12 protein-coding genes are annotated in these 17,572 nt (G+C 68.3%); 5 read left to right on the top strand and 7 right to left on the bottom strand.

Translation table 11 applies throughout. The features are described from left to right. Positions 1-276 precede the first annotated feature (276 nt). From VXC91_RS32770 to VXC91_RS32750, 5 genes are read left to right on the top strand one after another with little or no spacing between them, the layout of a single operon-like run. Positions 277-1,428 (top strand): restriction endonuclease-related protein, encoded by a 1,152-nt coding sequence (locus VXC91_RS32770; protein ID WP_329510987.1) that lies wholly within the window; start codon positions 277-279, stop codon positions 1,426-1,428. Next, positions 1,425-4,748, top strand: a complete 3,324-nt coding sequence (locus tag VXC91_RS32765) for a DEAD/DEAH box helicase family protein (RefSeq protein ID WP_329510986.1) — start codon at positions 1,425-1,427, stop codon at positions 4,746-4,748. The genes VXC91_RS32770 and VXC91_RS32765 overlap by 4 nt, the downstream gene beginning before the upstream one ends. Next, positions 4,745-7,366, top strand: a complete 2,622-nt coding sequence (locus VXC91_RS32760; protein ID WP_329510985.1) for an RNaseH domain-containing protein — start codon at positions 4,745-4,747, stop codon at positions 7,364-7,366. The genes VXC91_RS32765 and VXC91_RS32760 overlap by 4 nt, the downstream gene beginning before the upstream one ends. Before the next feature lie 41 nt (positions 7,367-7,407). After that, positions 7,408-7,551, top strand: a complete 144-nt coding sequence (locus VXC91_RS32755) for a hypothetical protein (RefSeq protein WP_329510984.1) — start codon at positions 7,408-7,410, stop codon at positions 7,549-7,551. Next, positions 7,551-7,910 carry a hypothetical protein gene (locus tag VXC91_RS32750; RefSeq protein WP_329510983.1) on the top strand — a complete coding sequence of 120 codons (360 nt, stop codon included), beginning with the start codon at positions 7,551-7,553 and terminating at the stop codon, positions 7,908-7,910. Before VXC91_RS32755 ends, VXC91_RS32750 begins: the two co-directional genes overlap by 1 nt. Before the next feature lie 175 nt (positions 7,911-8,085). Here the strand turns inward: VXC91_RS32750 and VXC91_RS32745 are convergent, their stop codons facing one another. From VXC91_RS32745 to VXC91_RS32715, 7 genes are all read right to left on the bottom strand, one after another. Beyond that, positions 8,086-8,985: a recombinase family protein gene (locus VXC91_RS32745; RefSeq protein WP_329510982.1), complete on the bottom strand. Its 900-nt coding sequence runs from the start codon at positions 8,983-8,985 to the stop codon at positions 8,086-8,088. A gap of 523 nt (positions 8,986-9,508) precedes the next feature. After that, on the bottom strand, positions 9,509-11,287 hold the full coding sequence (locus tag VXC91_RS32740) for an SAVED domain-containing protein (RefSeq protein ID WP_329510981.1): 1,779 nt from the start codon (positions 11,285-11,287) through the stop codon (positions 9,509-9,511). Further along, a complete protein-coding gene (locus VXC91_RS32735) occupies positions 11,284-12,750 on the bottom strand; it encodes a ThiF family adenylyltransferase (RefSeq protein ID WP_329510980.1) in 1,467 nt (488 codons plus the stop codon). Before VXC91_RS32735 ends, VXC91_RS32740 begins: the two co-directional genes overlap by 4 nt. Beyond that, complete coding sequence (locus tag VXC91_RS32730) at positions 12,747-13,751, bottom strand: nucleotidyltransferase (protein WP_329510979.1); 1,005 nt, start codon at positions 13,749-13,751, stop codon at positions 12,747-12,749. Before VXC91_RS32730 ends, VXC91_RS32735 begins: the two co-directional genes overlap by 4 nt. Before the next feature lie 717 nt (positions 13,752-14,468). Then, positions 14,469-15,938: an SAVED domain-containing protein gene (locus VXC91_RS32725; protein WP_329510978.1), complete on the bottom strand. Its 1,470-nt coding sequence runs from the start codon at positions 15,936-15,938 to the stop codon at positions 14,469-14,471. Positions 15,939-16,741: 803 nt separating this feature from the next. After that, positions 16,742-17,374 carry a hypothetical protein gene (locus VXC91_RS32720; RefSeq protein ID WP_329510977.1) on the bottom strand — a complete coding sequence of 211 codons (633 nt, stop codon included), beginning with the start codon at positions 17,372-17,374 and terminating at the stop codon, positions 16,742-16,744. A gap of 9 nt (positions 17,375-17,383) precedes the next feature. Then, the coding region (locus VXC91_RS32715; protein ID WP_329510976.1) for a hypothetical protein at positions 17,384-17,572 on the bottom strand (189 nt) is incomplete at its 5' end.

The following is a 17,572-nucleotide window of genomic DNA, read 5'->3' as shown; positions in this document are numbered from 1 at the left end:
GTGGTGTCGTCCGGGCTGGCGCTGACCAGCAAGGGCTGCGGGAAAGCGGGGGTGACCAGTCCTGCCGTGGCTGCATCACGCAGGGCGACCCTTCCATGCACGAATTCGATCGATGTTTTCGTTCTTTGATACTCACCCGCATTCATCCGGGCATGAATTGATCATTCCTCGAACATCAACCCGTGTGTCAGTGGCTCCTTGTACGGTCTCCGCTGTGGTTTCCGAACCCATGCAGCCCCAAAACCTTCGGTGGGGTGTGGAAAGGGGGGCCTCGCAATGAGCGATGCTCAGTACGCCCTCGGGCGGAAAGTGATCAGTGCAGCGTTGCGTGCCGGGGTGGCCTGGACCCGGCGGCTGGAAGAACCGCGGGCCTGGCATGAGATCTCCTGCATGCACGGCGTCATCCTGGGACACCTCCCCCTGGGCACCGGCCCCGAGACACCTGCCGGCCTGGTCGCCAACCTGACTCATCCGCTGCGTTCTTGGATACCTCTGGACTGGCCCGCCCTGCCTGCCGAGATGGGCGACCTGGTGATTCTGGAGGACGGACACGACCAGCAGTCCGCGCAGTTGACCGAGGAGGCCTTCGAAGTCGGCTGCTCCTACCTCGAGGTGCTCTTCGACCCTGTTACCGGCGGGCTGGACGGCGGGCGGGATTGGCTGCCGACCTGGTCGTGGCAGACTGCGGAACAGACCGAACACGCCGTCTACCGGCAGTTGGCCAACGGCAGCCAGTCGCAGTACGTAGCTGGTCGGCTGATGCTGGTGGAGGTTCCCACCGGTACCGAGGACAGCATTCTCGAGGAGTACACCCGGCGGGGTGGGGCGCGCATGCAGGTCTACCGGCCGCTGCCGGCGGAGCGCAGCTGTGTACGAGGGGGTGCGGTGTGGTGGTGGCCGTGCCCGGTGTGTGCGTACCCGATGCGGCTGACGGGTGAGTTGCTGCGCTGTGACTTTCTGCCGCACCAGCGCAAGGCTCGAGTGCTGCTGCGGCCGGGAAGGCGCCCTGGCGATCCGCCCGAGGTCGTGAACGGGCCCCCGGGACTGGCTGCGTGCCGCGGTGAGGGTGTGCTGTGCCTGGACTGGCCGGTGTGGCGTCATCTGACCGTGCCTGGGCTGACCGAGGTGGAGCTGATGCGGTGGCTGGAGCGCAAGGGGCTGGAGGTGGAGCGCTGGGGTGAGATGGACTCCTGGGATGTCGGGGTGACGTTGCCGGACGGGCGGTGCCTGGTCGATGTCAAAGATGTCGCCAACGAGCAGAGCATCATCGACCGGCCTCCTCGGGCGAAGACGATCGTGGTGCCGTCGTATCGGTCGGAGCAGGTCAAGCCGCTGCGTGCGGCACTGGAGCCGGACGGGTACGCCGTGCACACGGTGGCGTCGTTCAAGCGCTTGATCAGCGCTCAGGTGCAGCGGGGGGCGGCATGAGCAGCACGGCCGGCAGCCGGAGTGCCACGGTGCCGCTGGTGGTCCGGGCCGCCGTCTTGTTGGCGGCCCGGCTGTTTCCCAATCGGGCCCCGCAGGAAGAGTCGGCGTGGCGGCAGGTGACCCGTCTGGACGACGCTCATTTCCTGCTGTCTGGGCATCTGCCGTGGTGGGAGCAGTGGCCGACGCTGTCCGAGGCCGACCGGCTGCGGGTGGCCCGGTTGCTGCGCAGGCGTCCCGCCTCGCTGGCGCACCGCAGTGTCTTTCGTGAGGAGGCCGCCCAGGTGGCGGCGGCCGGCGCAGGCGCGGAGTTCGCTGCGGCCGACGAGGACGGGCAGGTCGTGGTGATGCCCGCGGCCGACTCGGGCGCGCGTATCGACGATCTGCTGGCGGAGATCGACGACCACGTGGCGCACACGGCCCGCGCCCGGCGGCGGCAGCCGGCCGCCCCCGGGCGCTACTTCTCCGAACTGCGGATTAACGACCCGTTGAGCCCGTCGCGGCGAGCCGTCGGCGTCCACTACGACCTGCGCATCGGCCAGCCCGGGAAGACCTCAGCCGCAGTCTTGCAGGACAGCACAGACCTTGACGATCTGCGGATCCCCCTCAGCGACCTGGAGAGACTGGCGGAGCGGCTCGACACTGCCTACGGGGAGCAGCACCGGGTGAAGGCCGTCGCGGACCTGCGAGAGCATCTGCACCGTGCGGACGGCTCGGCGCTGGGCGAGGAGTTCCATGCGCAGGCGGGGGCCACCCGTGTGCTGCACGCCCCCACCGGGCTGGGAAAGAACATCGCCTCGGAGCTGATCGCGCTGTGGTGTGCCCGGCGGGGCCTGACGGCCGCTGTGGTGGTCCCGCAGAACGCGCAGGTGATGCAGGCGGTGGCACGGCTACGCCGGGACGCGAAGACCCTGCGCCGGACAGACAAGGAAAAGAAGGAAGCAGACGGCGGCCGGATGCCCGTGGTGGTGCCGCTGATCTCCACCCGCGGCATGCAAAAGCTCGCCGAGGACACGGCAGGCAGCGTGCACGATGACGCCGAGCACCGCGAGTGGGTGTTCGGGGAGATGTCCTACGGCTGCGCCTTGACCGCGCACGCGGCACCGGAGTCGCGAGGCGTGGAGCTGTGGGATCCCGGCAACGAACCGTGTGACCAGCTCAAGGACTCTTCCAGCAAGACACGGTGCTGTCCGTGGCGTGCCACCTGCGGGAAGTTCCGTCACCACCGTGCCGCGCTGGACGCGGACATCCTCGTCACCAACCACACCAACTTCCTCATCGGGCGGGTCCACGTTCCGCTGAACGACCGCGGTGTGGAACGCCGGGATGTGACGGTGGAGGAACTGCTGCTGCGCCGGGCGCATGTGGTGATGATGGACGAGGTCGACGCACTGCAGGCCAAGGCATTCGATGAGGGCGCCAAGAGCGTCCTGCTGGCCCGGTACGGGTCGCCCAGCAGCCCGGTACGCGAGTTGGAGGAGCAGTTCAGCCGCCACTGTCTGCGGCTGAGCCGCGAGGTCGAGGAGTACCTGCATCCCAAGATCAAGCGGTTGTCGTGGCTGGCCGAGACGTACGTGTCCCATCTGGCGCGGGGGGCCATCACCCCAGACCGGGAACGGCGCAGACTGGTGGTGCCGCGGCGGTGGGATGCGATGCTGGCTCACCGGATCTTCAAACTGAAACCCGGGGACAGGCCCAGCGAAGTGCACATGCGCACCGTGAACCGGCTGTTCACCAAGGCCGGTGAGCTGGAGGAGGGCGACGAGGTCGAGGGACTGGAGGAACTGCGGGCCGTCCTGTCGTCGCTGACCGACTTGTCGGACGATGGCAGTCTGAGCGCCGACACTCTCGCCGAACTCGCGGACCGGTTTAGGGAGGTCACCACAGATCCCGCCCCGCAGGACGCTGCCGCTGCCAACGCCTCGCCGAAAGACACGACCGAGGATGCCCTGCCGGAGGACGTGACCGATCTCGTCCAGTACGCGGCACGGCGGGCCTTCTTGGAGAAGATTCGCGAGATCCTGCGGCAGATCGTGGGCGTGGCTCCGGCCTTGCAAGGGGCAGGGATGACGGCCTCCAACGAGCTGGCGGAGGTGCTGTCGTCGCACGTGCCGTGGCGTGCAGCGCCCTACGGGCCGCTGGGACGGCCGCTGTTTGCGTTCAGCGAGCACTTCAACGACCAGGACCTGGCGGCAACCACCCTCACCCTCAAGAGCTTCGTGGGTGACCCGCACAGTCACATCAGCCATCTGGGCGACGTCACAGCGCTGGCGCACGGCGGCCGGCGGCGTGTAGTGATCGGCCTGTCGGCGACCGCACACATGCCGCGCGCGCCGCGGCACCATCTGCTCACGCCGCCGTCGTGGTACGTGCCGGACGACATCAACGGCAGTCTCAGCGCCGTGCTGGACAAGGTGCAGCACGAGGACGGGCAATGGGCGCGGATCTCGGGACTGCGAGGACAGCGGCGCGAAGACGCGTACGGGCAGATGGGTGCGGCCTTGTGGCCGCGGCTGGACGCGGAGCTGGCCGAGGTGGCCGCTGATCCGGCGCGGGCGCATCGGGCGCACGTGCTGGTGGCGTTCGAGGCCTACAGCGCCGGCCCGCTGCTGGCCCAGGGGCTGATCTCGGCCGGTGCGCCGGCCGGGAAGATCTGTGTGGCGGTGCGGCCGCAGGAGGTGCCGCGCTATGAGAAACACCCCCCGGGCTGGGTGCCCGTCCCGGCGGACCGGCTGGAGCAGTTCCCCTTCCATGTCGGTCACGGGCGGTGCCGGTTCCTGCTGGCGCCCATGGCCCGGGTGGAGCGGGGCCTGAACATCGTCGACCAGGGCGGGCGGTCGCTGCTGCACGTGGCCTGTCTGGTGGTGCGGCCGGTGCTGGTGATGGAAGAGCCGGCCGTGCTGCTGGCCATGGTCAACTCGCTGGCCTACCGTGACGCGCCTCCGCCCGGCGGTGAGCCGGCCAGGGCCCTTGAGCAGCTGCGGCTGTCCGCCGGGCGCACGTTCGAGGAGATCCGGCGCGGCTCGCACTATTTCAAGGACCTCGGCGAGGACGTGAAGACCGCGATCGTGGCGGAGATCCTCACCCGTCTGATCCAGCTCGGTGGCCGCACCCGCCGCGGCGGAGACCACGGCAGCCTGCATCTGGCGGACGCCGCGTTCACCGAGACCGCGACCGACTCCACCCTCCCCCACCTGCTGTCCACGTTGCGCACGGAATGGCAGCGGCGTGATGAGTGGGACCTCATCGACCGGATCTACCGCTCCACCCTCGATGTCCTTCTGAGCCTGGCCGACCACGACATTCCCGGGGAGAGTCCGTGACCCGCTCTGCCAAGAGCCCCAGTGCGCTGAGCACTCTGTCGTTCGCGCTGACCGGCGAGCTGATGGGCGAGGTGTACGTGTATCCGCTGCCCGAGGGGTTCAGCCAGGCCTGGGCACGGCTACCCAAGCCGCGCTCGCTCGACGCACAGCGCCCGACCGCCTCGCTTGCGACGGCGGCCCGGGCGGTCACGGGACGGCGGCTGGTGTTCACCGACCCGGAACGCCCGCCGCTGACCGGGCCATGGACCAGGCGGGCTCTGATCGTCACGTCGGAACCGCTCGACTTCACGGTGTGGCGGCGGCTGGTACGGGAATGGGAGGGCCGGCTGACCGGCTGGGAGGGCCAAGACACGCTCAGCCAGTATCTGGTTGACGAGGCAGGCGGCCCCTACCCGCTGGAGGAGGTCCTGCACCGCGACCGTGAGGACCGCATCACGGGACCGAACTGGGCGTTTCGGGTGGCGAGTTGGCGCCTGGCCCAGCTGCTGCGCCAGGAGCCGTGGCAAGTCGACACGCTGGCCGAGCCGCTCGCGCTTGTCCTGGAATCGGAAGGCGACCTGCTGACGTGGGCGCAGCCGCTGGAGCGGGAGGCGAGCTGGATCGACGAGGCCACCGGTGAGCGGCGCCGCCGCGTGGGGCACGCCATGGACCGCATCCACATCGACATCGACCCGGCCCCCGGGGGCCGGATGCTGGTCGCGCATCTGGAGGCGCGCACCGCGCGGATCGCCACCGGCTGGTACAGGGTCAAGAACGCTCATGTGTGCCATCCCGCGAACCCCGACATCGTGCTCAAGGCCCCGGTGCACCTGCGGTGGGCCAAGGACGATCACGGCCAGTGGACGCTGAAGTCGGCGCAGTACAAGGGGGCGACCGCGCAGATCGTCGAGGCCTGCGGGATCGCGCCGCTGCCCGACCCGTTCGCAGTCGACTTCGACAAGCCCGGGCCGGTGCGGGGCATCCACACCACCGCCGTGCACCCGATCGGCAAAGGGGCCGGGTCACGGCTGATGCGCCGGCTGGAGGAGCACGCCAGCCGCATGCTGGACGCCGCCCCCCTGACCTACACCGGCAGCAGCGTCAGGGTGTCCCGGCTGTCGCCCGAACCGTCTCCGGTAGTGGCCCCGGACAAGATCCTGCCCGCCGTTGTGGCAGCCGGCTTTCAAAGCCTGCGAATCGTCGCCCTGTATGAAACCGGGGCGTGGAAGGAGCGGATCCTGGCCCAGCTGGGCCGCGACTTCGCCCAGCCTGAGATGGAGACGCTTAAGGACGGGCACACCACCGTGCTGGCACCGGGACTGCAGCTGATGACGGTGCGGGTTCCGGAACTCGTGCGGCACGGCCCGCACAACCGGGCCCCGGTCCTCAACGGTCTTTCGATGCTGCGGCCGTCCGATCCGGGCGAGCTCGTCGCCGCCCTGGTCGAGACCTCCCTGCCGGCCCGCGGTGAGGCGGATGCCAAGGCGGCCCTCAAGCCGCTGTTCGCCGCCCGCGATCTCCCGTCGCAGTTTCTGACCATGGCCTCGCTCGGCGACCTCTACCAGCCCAACCTCGCCGAAAAGATCGCCCGCTCCCGCGCGGCCCGAAGCGGGCAGGAGCCTCCGGCCATCACGCGCAAGGAAGACGCCGCAGCACAGATCGCCACCGGGGGTCTGCTGACGGACTGCGGCGTCATCGACGACCGGCTGGCGGCCGCCGCCTGCCACCCTCTGGCCCGGGACACCGCATTGGACCGGCGGGCCTGGCTGGTGGGTCTGTGGACCCGGCTGCACCGTTTCCCACGCATCCGCGGCCGCGCCGCTGCTCCCCCGGTCCTGGCCGTCACCCTGGTCGCGCTGAAGGCCTCGCCCCATCCGGACGAGAGGTACTGGCCGGCCCTGATGTACAGCGGCCAGCGGTGGCTGCCCCTGGCGGCCGGCCGCACCCGCCACCATGCCGGACCGATCGGCCTGCCCGGCCATCATCTGCGCGACGAGACCGGCGGCCCCGCACGAGTACGCGATCATGTGGAGCAGGCCCTGGCGCAACTGTCCGGCGATCGCGGCGTAGTGGTCTTCACCGAGCAGCACCGGGACCTGTGGCCGGGCCTGGCGAACCCCACCTTGGGCGACGGGCTACTGCCCGGGCTGGCACTGGCCGCCCGCGGCCGGGACATCGCCGTCGTCCGCGTCACGCACGGCAGCCGCACCCCACGACCCACCCACCGCGTCGGCGGCAGCAGCAAACGCCCCGGCGACACCGACAAGGCGGCCATGCCCGAGAAGATCCTGTACATCTCGGACCACGGCGGAGTCAGCTCCTGGCTGTTCGCAGCAGAGACGCGGCAGCACAAGGGCGGTCAGCGCACCGGCACCGACTACACCCGCCGCACCCTGCCTGACGCCTCGCAGAGCAAGCTCGGCACCGACTTCCATGCCATCACCCGCACCGAGTACACCGTCGCCCGGGCCGGCACCTGGCAGGAGGAACGGCTGGTCGGGCTCGCGGCCCGTCTCTCCCAGCAATCCGCCAGCTGGAGCGGCCGCACCCTTTTGCCCCTGCCACTCCATCTCGCACGCAACGCAGACGAGAAGCACCCCCAGTACGTTACCGCTGGTGAGGAGGACGGTCCCGAGTAGCCATACCGGCTCGATCCGGTCGGCATGGCCTGCGTGTTCGGGTGATCGCGACGCAATGGGAGGAGGACACGAAGGTCAAGTACAAGCAGGCCGAACTCACCTCCCACGATCTCGCCGACCTGTTCATCGATGTGGAGGCAGTCCGGGTCTCCCAGGCACGGTCGCACGGAGCGCCGAACGGCTGATGGCCCACCTGGATGCGGCTGTCGGCGCGGCCAACGCGAAGGTGCTGCTGGACCCGACCGCGTCCCCCGCTGTGGTGCATTCGGGCAACCGTGTCGCGGGCGCCGTCGTCGCCTCCCGCAGGCGGCTCGGGATCGAGCGCGATCGGCGGCCGTTGGACGCACGACGATGGGCGGAGGCGGCCGCGGAGGCCAGGGGCAAGGTGCTCAAGACGGGAGCAGAGGGCGTCGATGCCGCCAGGCGCCTCAATGACGAGACCCTCGACCGAGCCAGATCGGTGACGGTCAAACTCCCCGGCCAGATCGCCGGGCGAGTGCTCCGTCGGCGCGGGGACGACCAGGAACGTGACGAGGGGGGCTGAGCCCGCTGCGCTGCTGGAAGCTGGCAACTACCCGGCTGGCACCCGCCGTCAGGCGCGGCCGGCAGGGGTAGGTGGTCAACATTGCCGGGCCTGTGCAGAATGGTGGGCAGCCCGCCGAGTTTCCTCGCCATCAGTGCTCAGGCTGCTGTTGGCATCGAGGGCCAGCTCGGGGCGCCTACCACTGTTTACGCAGAGCCTTGATCCAGCCCGTGTGCGTGGGCCCCAGGCCGCGCAGTTGCCTCATGGTGCGCCGCAGGTCGTAGGAGTCGGGTTTGACCAGCGGCCGGCTCCGCACGGCGACCACGTCCGGGCTCAGAAGGTAGTTGGTGGTCAGGACGGTTGCCCCGTGTGCCAGGAGGAAGTCCAGTACGCGCAGTTGCTTGTCGCTGTTGCGTGAGAGCCGGCTGAGCGCTGACAGCGGAACCACTTCGGCGTTGCCGTCCTTGACCTGCTGCATCATCGCCAGCAGCGCCTGGTCAAAACGCGAGTCGACGCCCGAGGCGACAACGCCCTGACCAGCCATCAGAGGCCTGACATTTGTGGCCCGTTCAGCGTGGATCTTCTCGTGGCTGCCCGGCAGATCCGGCACGGGCGCCTGGGGCATGCTGCAGGCGCGTTCGGTGCTGCCGTCGGATGCCATCAGGTCGGACAGGGCGGCAAGGCACGCCCAGGCCCGGGGATACCTCTCGTCGAGTCCGGCCAGCGTGTTGTTGCTGACCGGTGTGCCGGGTTCTTCCAGCAGCAGGGCGAGCGGTTCGGTGGCGGCCTCGGTGACGGCCGTGATGTCGGCCGCGCGCAGGGGTCCGCCCAGCGCGTGGAAGTCCTCCAGGCGGCTGTTGCGCACCGCGACGACCACGGACGCGCGCAGCCAGGCCGGTGCCGACAGCGGCCGGTGCTGCGAGACCTCTTCGATAAACGGTGTCACCAAGACGTCGAAGTCGTTGGCGGGCAGCGCCGCCAGCATCCGCGCGCGGCGGATCACATCGACGGCGACGCCGCGGGCGTCGTCGTCGCTCAGTCCCGCACCGGTCAGCAGGTCGGGCAGCGCGCCGTGGCAGAACTGCCGTACGAACATACTGTCGTTGATGTTTGTTTCGGCCGTCGCTGTCACGCTGACAGCACCCCCCTTGTGCCTCATATGTCCCCGCGCACACTGTACGGGAGGTGATCCGGCGGCGCGGGCCGCCTGCTACTGCCCGCTCTCACCTGCGGTATGCCCGTCACCGGCTCAAGGCCAGTTTGAAGAGTGCCTGAGCCGGCCGGCAAAGGCAGCCATGGCCGAAGATCCGGGCTCGATCGTTCGTGACCTGGTGTGGTCTGTCATCGTTGGGCAGTTGCACGCAGGTGAAACACGTGGTGATGCGGCGTTTTGCCCAACTGACCCCGCCCTTAGGCCTGTTGTAGGCGTAGGGCGAGAGCGTGCGTTTGACGGTGCGCCCCCGCCACCTCCACCCCGGACGACGGGCCAGGACCAGCCCGCCGCAGCGGCAACAGGCATCGGTGGCTGCTCGTTCACCACGGTACGACCCGCCACTGACAACGCCCCTCGGAGCAAAGCCTGCTGATCATCATGGGGGGTGTCTGTCCCGACACCGCGCCTATTGGCCGAGCCGGACCTTGGTAATTGGTCCGTCGGTGACACCTGGCTCAAGCACGAGAGCTGGAGTGTAACTGGGGCCTCCGGCGGTTGCTCCGTCCCACTCGTAGACGACGGTGCGCAGCGTGTTGAGGTGTCGTCCAACGAGTAGGGCCATCGTGTATGGGCCGTGGAAAGCGAGATGCACCTCCGCTCGGCCGCTGCGTGCGGCCAGCCCTTTGATCTGTTGCGCGGCAGCCGCACTGAGGCGGGCGGCCTCACGTGGGTCGAGTCGGTCTTCGCCGGCGACTGAGATCGTGGCGGCGGCGGCGAAGCCGTCGCTGGACTCGTGCAGGAGCTGCTCGAATGCGGTCCGATCTGGGTTGGGAGTCAGGCTGACGAAGATCGCGACGCGGTCGTGGCCGTCGGGTGTACGCGCGTGTTCGAGGTCAGCTAGCTGCGTATGAAGGTCGCTGGTCAGCGGGTCGTCACCAGTTTCTGCAGACGTCCACAGAGCACCACGGGCATCGACCACCTCGACATTGCCGATCTTGGTCTCGGGCAGGGCGGCTCCCAATGCCAGGGCCACCGACAGGTGCGCTCCGCCAAAGACGCGGACCGTTTGCGCGCCGGCGGCATAGACAGCGTCGCTGGTCAGGGGCAGCGTGGTCTGCAGGAGCTGGAGTCCCTCTCGTGATGGCAGACGCCCGTCGCTGGCCCCCCTGATGCGGATGTGCAGGTCGTCCTCGCCCGCGTCCATGGCGAACGGGACGGGGCGGGTCTGGACTCGGATCGTGAAGGCGCGGTCCTCGCTGCGGATGGCGGACTTGCGTTGTTCGACTCGGTGCATCAGCAGGTCGCGCACGATCTCCCTCTCGCCGGATGGCTGGAGCATGTTGCTTTGCTTCTTGTCGGCGAGGGTCCGAGAGGGAGCGAGTCTCAGGAGTCGGTCGGGTGCGTCGTAGTCGCACTGTGCACCGCTTCCCGCTCTGGCGGTCTTGTTCGCGATGCACAGGCTGAAGGCGGGGTCCTCGTCGAGCTGGAGCAGTCGAGGGAGTTCACGTTCTCGGACGATGTCGCTGTGGACGGTCTCCGGTGTCACGACGAGCACGGCTGCCGAAAGCCCTTGGGTCAGGGCTTGTTCGAGACGATCGGTCGTCGTGCCCGGACGCAGGTCGGTACGGTCTCTCCACACGACGAGACCGGCGGCCCTGAGCAGATTCTCGATCGACTCGGCCTGCGGGGATCCATCCGACTGCCGGTAGGAGATGAAGACGGGGCCGTCACGCCGAACCGCACCGTCGGGTAGTGGCCCCAGCTCCTCAAATCTCGGTGGTGGCGGAAGGACTGTCGCTTTCTTGCTTGTGACGCGTCCCCATCGTCGGCGCCGGGTGATCAGCCCGAAGAACGGATCCGCCCCTCCGGGGGCGTAGACGAGGAGTGCGAGCGGGCCGTCGTACTCCCGGGCCGTTGCCTGCATGGCAGCAACGTCCGTCGGACTCGGTCCGGACGGTGCGGGATGGCTGTGCCACTCGCCGACGTAGCCGGTCGGATCATCGCCTGCTCGCTGGGCCAGGAACGCTGCGAGGAGAGCGTTCGCTGTGACGTCGTCGCGCACGTACCTGTGGGTGGACGCTCCTTGTCCGTCGACGACGAGGGCATGGGTGACAACGACGTTGGAGTCTTCCCGATAGCCGAGGAGGATGCCGCCCGTTTCCTGCGGCAGATGCTGGGCGGTCGCGGACGCGATGACCTCATATGCCTCCTGGCGCAGATCGATCCGTGTTGCCGGCCGGGTCACTGGTGGCTCCCTTCTGGTGAGGAATGGAGGTGGCGCGTCTCCCCAGCGGGATGGAGGGGACGGTCCACAAGGAGGCCGATGGCGTGGCGGACGGTTGCCGCCGCTGCCTCGATCACCGCGTGGGGCGGCGTTGGGGAGATCGGGCTTCCGCAGCCTGCTTCGAACAGTGGCGGTGCCTCGGTGTCGGCTCTGGTCGTCGAAGGCGGCAGCGGTGCGGCGCCCTCGAGGGGTGGCAGTACGTCGATGCGATAGTTCCTGCCGTCGTTTTGAAGCGCTGCGGAGAGGACCCGTGTGCCCAGTGACCGGGCGCTTACGTGCAGAAGCGCGGTGGTGGCGAAGTCTGCAGTGGCGTTCACGACGAGGTCGTGATTCCGCAGATGGTCAACTGCGTCGGCGCCCGAGGTAAGCGCGCGATTGATGGTGCTGATGCCGCCGGCCAGCGCCTCGTTGTGTCTGACGAGGTGTTGTTTGACTGCTTCGGCTTTCGGCAGTCCGACCGCGTCGGGTCCTACGAGGTGGCGGACGAGGTTTCCCGGCATGACGACATCGTCGTCGATGAGAGTGAGGTGACGGACACCGCAGCGCACCAGCATGTCGGCGATGAACGAGCCCAAAGCGCCGGCGCCGACGACCGCGACCCTGGACTCACGCAGTTCGGGAGCGAGGGCGCCTGCGCGAGCGGACCGGGCGGCCCCGGTGTCGGCGCCCGAGCGCAGACATGTGACAACCGTGCCGCCATCCTTGGCGGGCGCTACGTCCAGCACGATCGCGCCCTCGTGAGTGCCGCGTCGGTAGATCAGCACGATGATCGCGACTGACTGCTGACGAATTCTGCGGTCCAGGTCCGCGTTCGAGTCGATCCGGGCGGAGATGTCTGCCCAGGTTCGCGGCGGCACGTCCACCTCGCCGAGGTCGGCTACGTATCCGAAGCGGTCCTTGCCGCGTTCGAAGGCTTTCCTGGGGCGGGTGCCGTGCTTGATCCGCATCGTGTTGTTGCTGGACGGGCTGAAGCGGACAGAGCGGTTGAGGTACTGGTCGAGGTCGTCGTAGAGGTAGAGGCGCCGGTCCACGGACGGCTGGAAGTACCGGTCGAGGTCGAGGTCAGGCCGATCGCCCATCCAGCCGGTGTCCGCGTGCTCGAACCACGCCGTGACGTGTTCGAGAAACGCCGGTGCCTCCGTCCACCACAACCCGTCGTGATCGTCTTCGGCGACCAGGCAGAGGCCGCCGTCCGGGTCACGGTGCCAGGACCAGGGCACTGCGTCGTGATCGACCGGCGCCACGCGCGGTGGCCGAAACGGGAAGCGGGGCGGCAGGTCGATCACGACACGGGTCGGGCCCGCCGAGTGCGGGACCGGCCCTTCCCACCCTGCTTCAACCTCGCTGAACCCAGCGCGGATCAGGCCTTCCTCGAAGTGCTGCCGTGCGTAGGCGACATACTCGTCGAAGCCGACAGAGGTCACCCGAAGGTCCTCTTGCCGGCAGGCACGACGCGGGCGCCGGGCGAGATCGCGGATGCCTTCGTGGTGCCGTCCTCGTTGAAGCCGGGCGGCATCGGGAAGACCGTGTCTCCATCGCCGTTCTCTCCCAGCAGTTTCCGGAACGCCAGCGCGGCCTTGCCCGCGTCCTCCTCGTCGAGCGCAGCTTCTGCCGACGCTGCGGCGTCGGCGAACCGCGTACGCGCGGTGTCTAGCTCGTCGTCGGTCGCGCGTATGCGGATGGTGTGTCCGGGCAGTGTCGGATCGGTCACCGCGATGCCGTAGGTCACGAAGTTGTCTACGATCTTGCTGACCTCCCGGAGTGCGCAGACGTAGTACTCCGCCTGGTCGTTGCCCGAGACCGCGCCTGAGGCGAACGCCTGGTAGGCAGCCATCTCGATGAAGAAGCCGCCGGGCTTCTTCTTTCCGAGCAGGGCACGACGAGTCTGACGGAGCAGCTTGACGGTCGGTACGTAGTACTCGTCGTGGTTGGCATTCATGGTGCTCGACAGCGCTGTCAGCCCGTCAGGGTTGGTGCGCACCCACTCGTTCCCGTCGCCCTTTTGCGGGATCTCCCACGTTCCGTCACCGTAGGGACGGGCGGGCACGGCGTCGACGTAGAGGTCGTACTCCGGGAAGGAGACCTGCAGGCTCCGGTCCTGGCGCTTGGTGCGCCGGTGCCCGTCGGAGTCGATGCCGAACTCTGCATGCAGGACCTTGAAGAACCTGTCGAGGATGTCCTTCGATGTGACATCCCTAGGGACATCGGCAAGGCGCACGAACACGTCGACGTCCTTGATCCTGCGGATCGACACGTTGCGCTTGTAGGAGCCGATCAGCACCGGGCTGACACCGTACTCGGCGAGCTTCGCGTCGGCTTCGAGGGCATCGCGGACGAGGCGATGGGCCTTGGGTGCGTTGGTCTTGTCGTCGCCGGGCTCGATGGAGCTCAGCGCATCCTTGAACTGCTGCTTGAGGTGAGCCATCGGGCCCTCCGATCCTAGATGTGACTGCATTGGGTAGCCCGAAGCCTGGCCACACAGGGCCAGGCTGGCCGGGAGAGGGCTGGCAACCGCGTTGGGCTGTCAGGAACGCGTCGAAACGCTCGCCGTCCCCATGCGTTGTGCCTCCTCGGGCGGGTCGTCCAGCCCGGGTGCACGCCGCGGCCGCAGGTCTCCCCCGGGGGGGGAGACCTGCGGCCGCAAACAGGCATTTACGGCTGCTCGTTCACCACAGTACGACCCGCCACTGACAAACCCTCCTGCACCAGGACTAGATGATCATTTACGGTGGTGTTCGTACACACCGGAGCCACGTTCTTCGTGCAGGTGAGAGGCGCGCTCAAGGCTGCTGCCTTACGGTCAGGAACACGCCAGGAGCGGGCTCCAGGGCCGATACGGGCCCCGATCGGCGGCGGAAGCACGACCGCCAGGAGACGGCCGGGGAGAGCACATCCCGTACGTCTGCGGCATCTGTGGGCACGCAACGGAACACTGCAGAGGTGGTTTTCGCCCGGGGGACGGAGGCACGCGTGAGGTGGCACGGGCAGCTGAGGCGGCTGCTGCCCTCCTGGGAAGGCGGCGGCACCGGTCGCCGTCGCGCTGGGCTGAATGACAGCCCGCGACCGCCTCACTCTGGTCCACCACGACGTGCGCCGGGCACACGGCACGATAACGCCTCCGGCCGCCGGACCGTAGAGGCTGTTATGCGTCGATGACGAAGGCCTTCTCGTATATCCGCTGCGCGTTGACGTCCTCGTACACGGTGGTGGGGCGCAGCCGGTTCCACCGGTTGCCCAGCAGCAGGGACAGGCCCATGGGCCCGGCCTGAAAGAGGTGGATCGCGGGGTGTGCGCGGCAGGCACGGCGCAGTAGGTCCCGGATACCGACGGCCAGCGCGTTGGCCGCCGCCGCGTCCGGGACGGAGTTGTCTTTCGCTCCATCGGGCGGCCGCAAGACCAGCAGCCGGGAGACGGGCACCTGCTGTTCGCTCAGGAAGTCCAGCACGTCCTGCGTCGGGTCAGTGGCGACCGCGACGGCCACAGCGAGATCCGGCCCAAGACCGAGGGCGTACTCGTCGACGGTCGGCGCCAGCGGAGCCTCGTATGCCTCGGCGGATGACCACAACTGTCCCCGCTGAACCACGGCCAGGTCAGCACCGGCCACCATGCGAAAGGCCGCGCCGACTATGAACGCGGGTGCCAGACGAAGGCTGCCAGTGACGGCAACCGCGGTTGTGCCCGACGGCATCCGATACGGTGCGGCTTCGATGTCCGCCTGCAACTGAGCCCAGGTTGCCGGGGCCAGCGGGCGCCGCTTCACATAGGCCGAGGCTCCCTCGAAGCGATCCGTCCAGTCCAACGCGTAGTCGGCGTCCTCGGCCATCAGGTCGGGCTTCAGGGTGGCGATGGACACCACCGCACGTGACGAGCCGGCTTCCAGGCGCAAAGACCGGATCGCTCCTCTGACATCTGCCAGGGACAACCGGCGCTGCCCGTCGGCGACCTGGCGGGCAACCCAGTCGGCGCCGGCGTGCATCGACCCCTCGTCGAACAGCAGTCCTGCGGCGAACATCAGCATCTGCAGGTGCTCATGCAGGTGCGTCACGTCCCGTGCCAGGTCGAAGCGCAGCACCTTCAACAGGTCCAGCAGCCCCTCCTCGCTCAGCCCGGCGCCGTCTGCCCAACGCCCGCGTGCCTGCCCTTTCTTGGATCTCGGGCCCTGCTGAGCCGCCTTCGGTACGAGCAGTTGGGTGCGGGAATCCCGCAGCGAGACCAGCGGATCCTCGGCGTCCGGCGACCGGTTGCTCAGCAACGCGAGATCAACCGGCGTACCGTTCTCGGTGAGTTGCTGCCAGGCCTGCGCCAGCTTCCGCAGGATCGACGGGCCACCCTGGTCGCTGAGCTTAAGCAGGTAGCCCTCGTTGACCGGGGTGGAACTGTCTGCGGCGTACTTGACCTGCATGTAGGTGTGCGGCGGCGCCTGCCGGTACAGCACCACGTCATCCGCGTTTCCCACGCCGTCGACCTCGACTCCGACCGCCACCACCGGGTTCGGGGCGCGCAACTCCGCGTCCCGCACCGCAGTCACGCACCCCTGCCAGGCAACCAGCCACTGATACCGGTCACCGGCGATACGAACCCCCGTCGAACTCGGGGCAGGAAGGTCAGACACCGGACACGATCTCCTACTCGAGAGGCCACCACACCGCAGCCACAGCACGCCCAGTAGAGCATCCCCTGCATGCCTGCCACACCGCACACGGCCGAACCGGAAGTCCGTCGTGCCCCCGAGGCGCCAGAAGCGCCGAGGCCCTCGATCACGCCCGCTGACGACGCTCAGAGGCACTCAGTACGCCAAGATCACTTCACCTACCCCGGGTCTTGGCAGCCAGCCAAGATCAACTACATCGCGGTCGCAACTTACGTCCAAGCAAGAGATTGTGCGTCTAGTTCCGACATCCTCTGTCTACTCACAACACTGCAGCTCAGATGCCTTCCAACTACCCCAGCACATCACTCTCTTGACGAAGCATGGCGAACCACTGCTGTTCAGATGCCATACCAGCCAAGATCACAAAGACTCTTGCCGTACTTCAAACATTGCAGTTCAACGCCATGTCACTGTCGTAACTACACAGAAGACCTACAGGCGAGCTGTCCCACGTCCGGGTCCTCGGTGAAGTGGCCGAAGCGCCTGCGCTGTTCCTCGCTCAGAAAGTTGGTGGGCACCGCCCGCTCCTTGATCGTCGGCGTGATTCGCGCGCGACAGTGCCAGGTGACCTGGCGGAACGTGAGGTGATCGACGATTCCAGCCCCGAGCATCACCCCATGTGATAAATGGGGCGGCCCGGACGGCGGTCGGCCCCCCGGTGCTCTTGGGCCCCGGCGGTGTTGGCTGCGCTGTCCGGGCCGCGCACGGAGTTCGTGGTGCTGCCCAGCCCCGGGCGGTGGCCGGGGCTGGGCAGGCGCGACGGATCACGACGCTGCGATGAAACGGGAGGCGGCCCCCTCTCTCCGGTAGCGCTCCGCCCGGAGGGCTGCCTCCATCCACTGCCTGCGGTCCTCGTCCCTGGTGATGCCGCAGGCTGTGACGTAATGCCACAGCACTTCTGGCGGGCATGCGCGCGTGCCGTTCAGTACGGCGCTGATCGTGCTGCGCGGGAGATAACTACCTCCGCCCCCCGGAACCGCGGCACGGCGTTCAAGGACACGTAGGGACGGCATGCCGGCCGCGACTCGCAACTCCCTCATGGCCATGAGTAACTCGGCAGGCTCGATGACAAACGGGAGGGCCGGGGCCCTCTTCGGAACCCGGACATCGATCTCGCGGATCTCCGCGGCGGCATGAGCCGCACGTTGCCAGAGTGTTCTGGCCTCGGCCACGGATCCGTTGCAACACCGGGTGTACGCCTCGACAACCTTCCAAGACGGGAGGCTGCGGCCCTTGTCCGCACGGCAGAACGCGGCGGTCGAAGCGGGCAGGTTGATGATGCGGGAGGTGTGCGCCATGCGGCCGTAGGAAAAGCCGGAACCCTGGCGGAGCGACCGAAGCCACTCCGCCAGGTCCTTCAATGCCTCCTCGGCACGGGCGCTTGTTGAGCGCCCCATCTGCGGTCCTTAGCGGGACCGGCGGAGGGGGAGCGCCTGGACGAGCCGGCGGACCAGTTCGATCCCGAGCAGGCCGCCGAGGCTCACCGTGGTCGCGGCAATCTCGACCGGCATGCCAGTGGCGGTCAGGCCGGTGAACAGGCCCAGGACGATGACCACCACGGCGGCGGGGGCGGCGGGCAGGGGGTAGCTGGGGCG

The sequence above is a fragment of the Streptomyces chiangmaiensis genome (assembly GCF_036281785.1).
GTDB lineage: Bacteria > Actinomycetota > Actinomycetes > Streptomycetales > Streptomycetaceae > Streptomyces > Streptomyces chiangmaiensis.
This window is presented reverse-complemented; position numbering and strand designations above follow the sequence as displayed.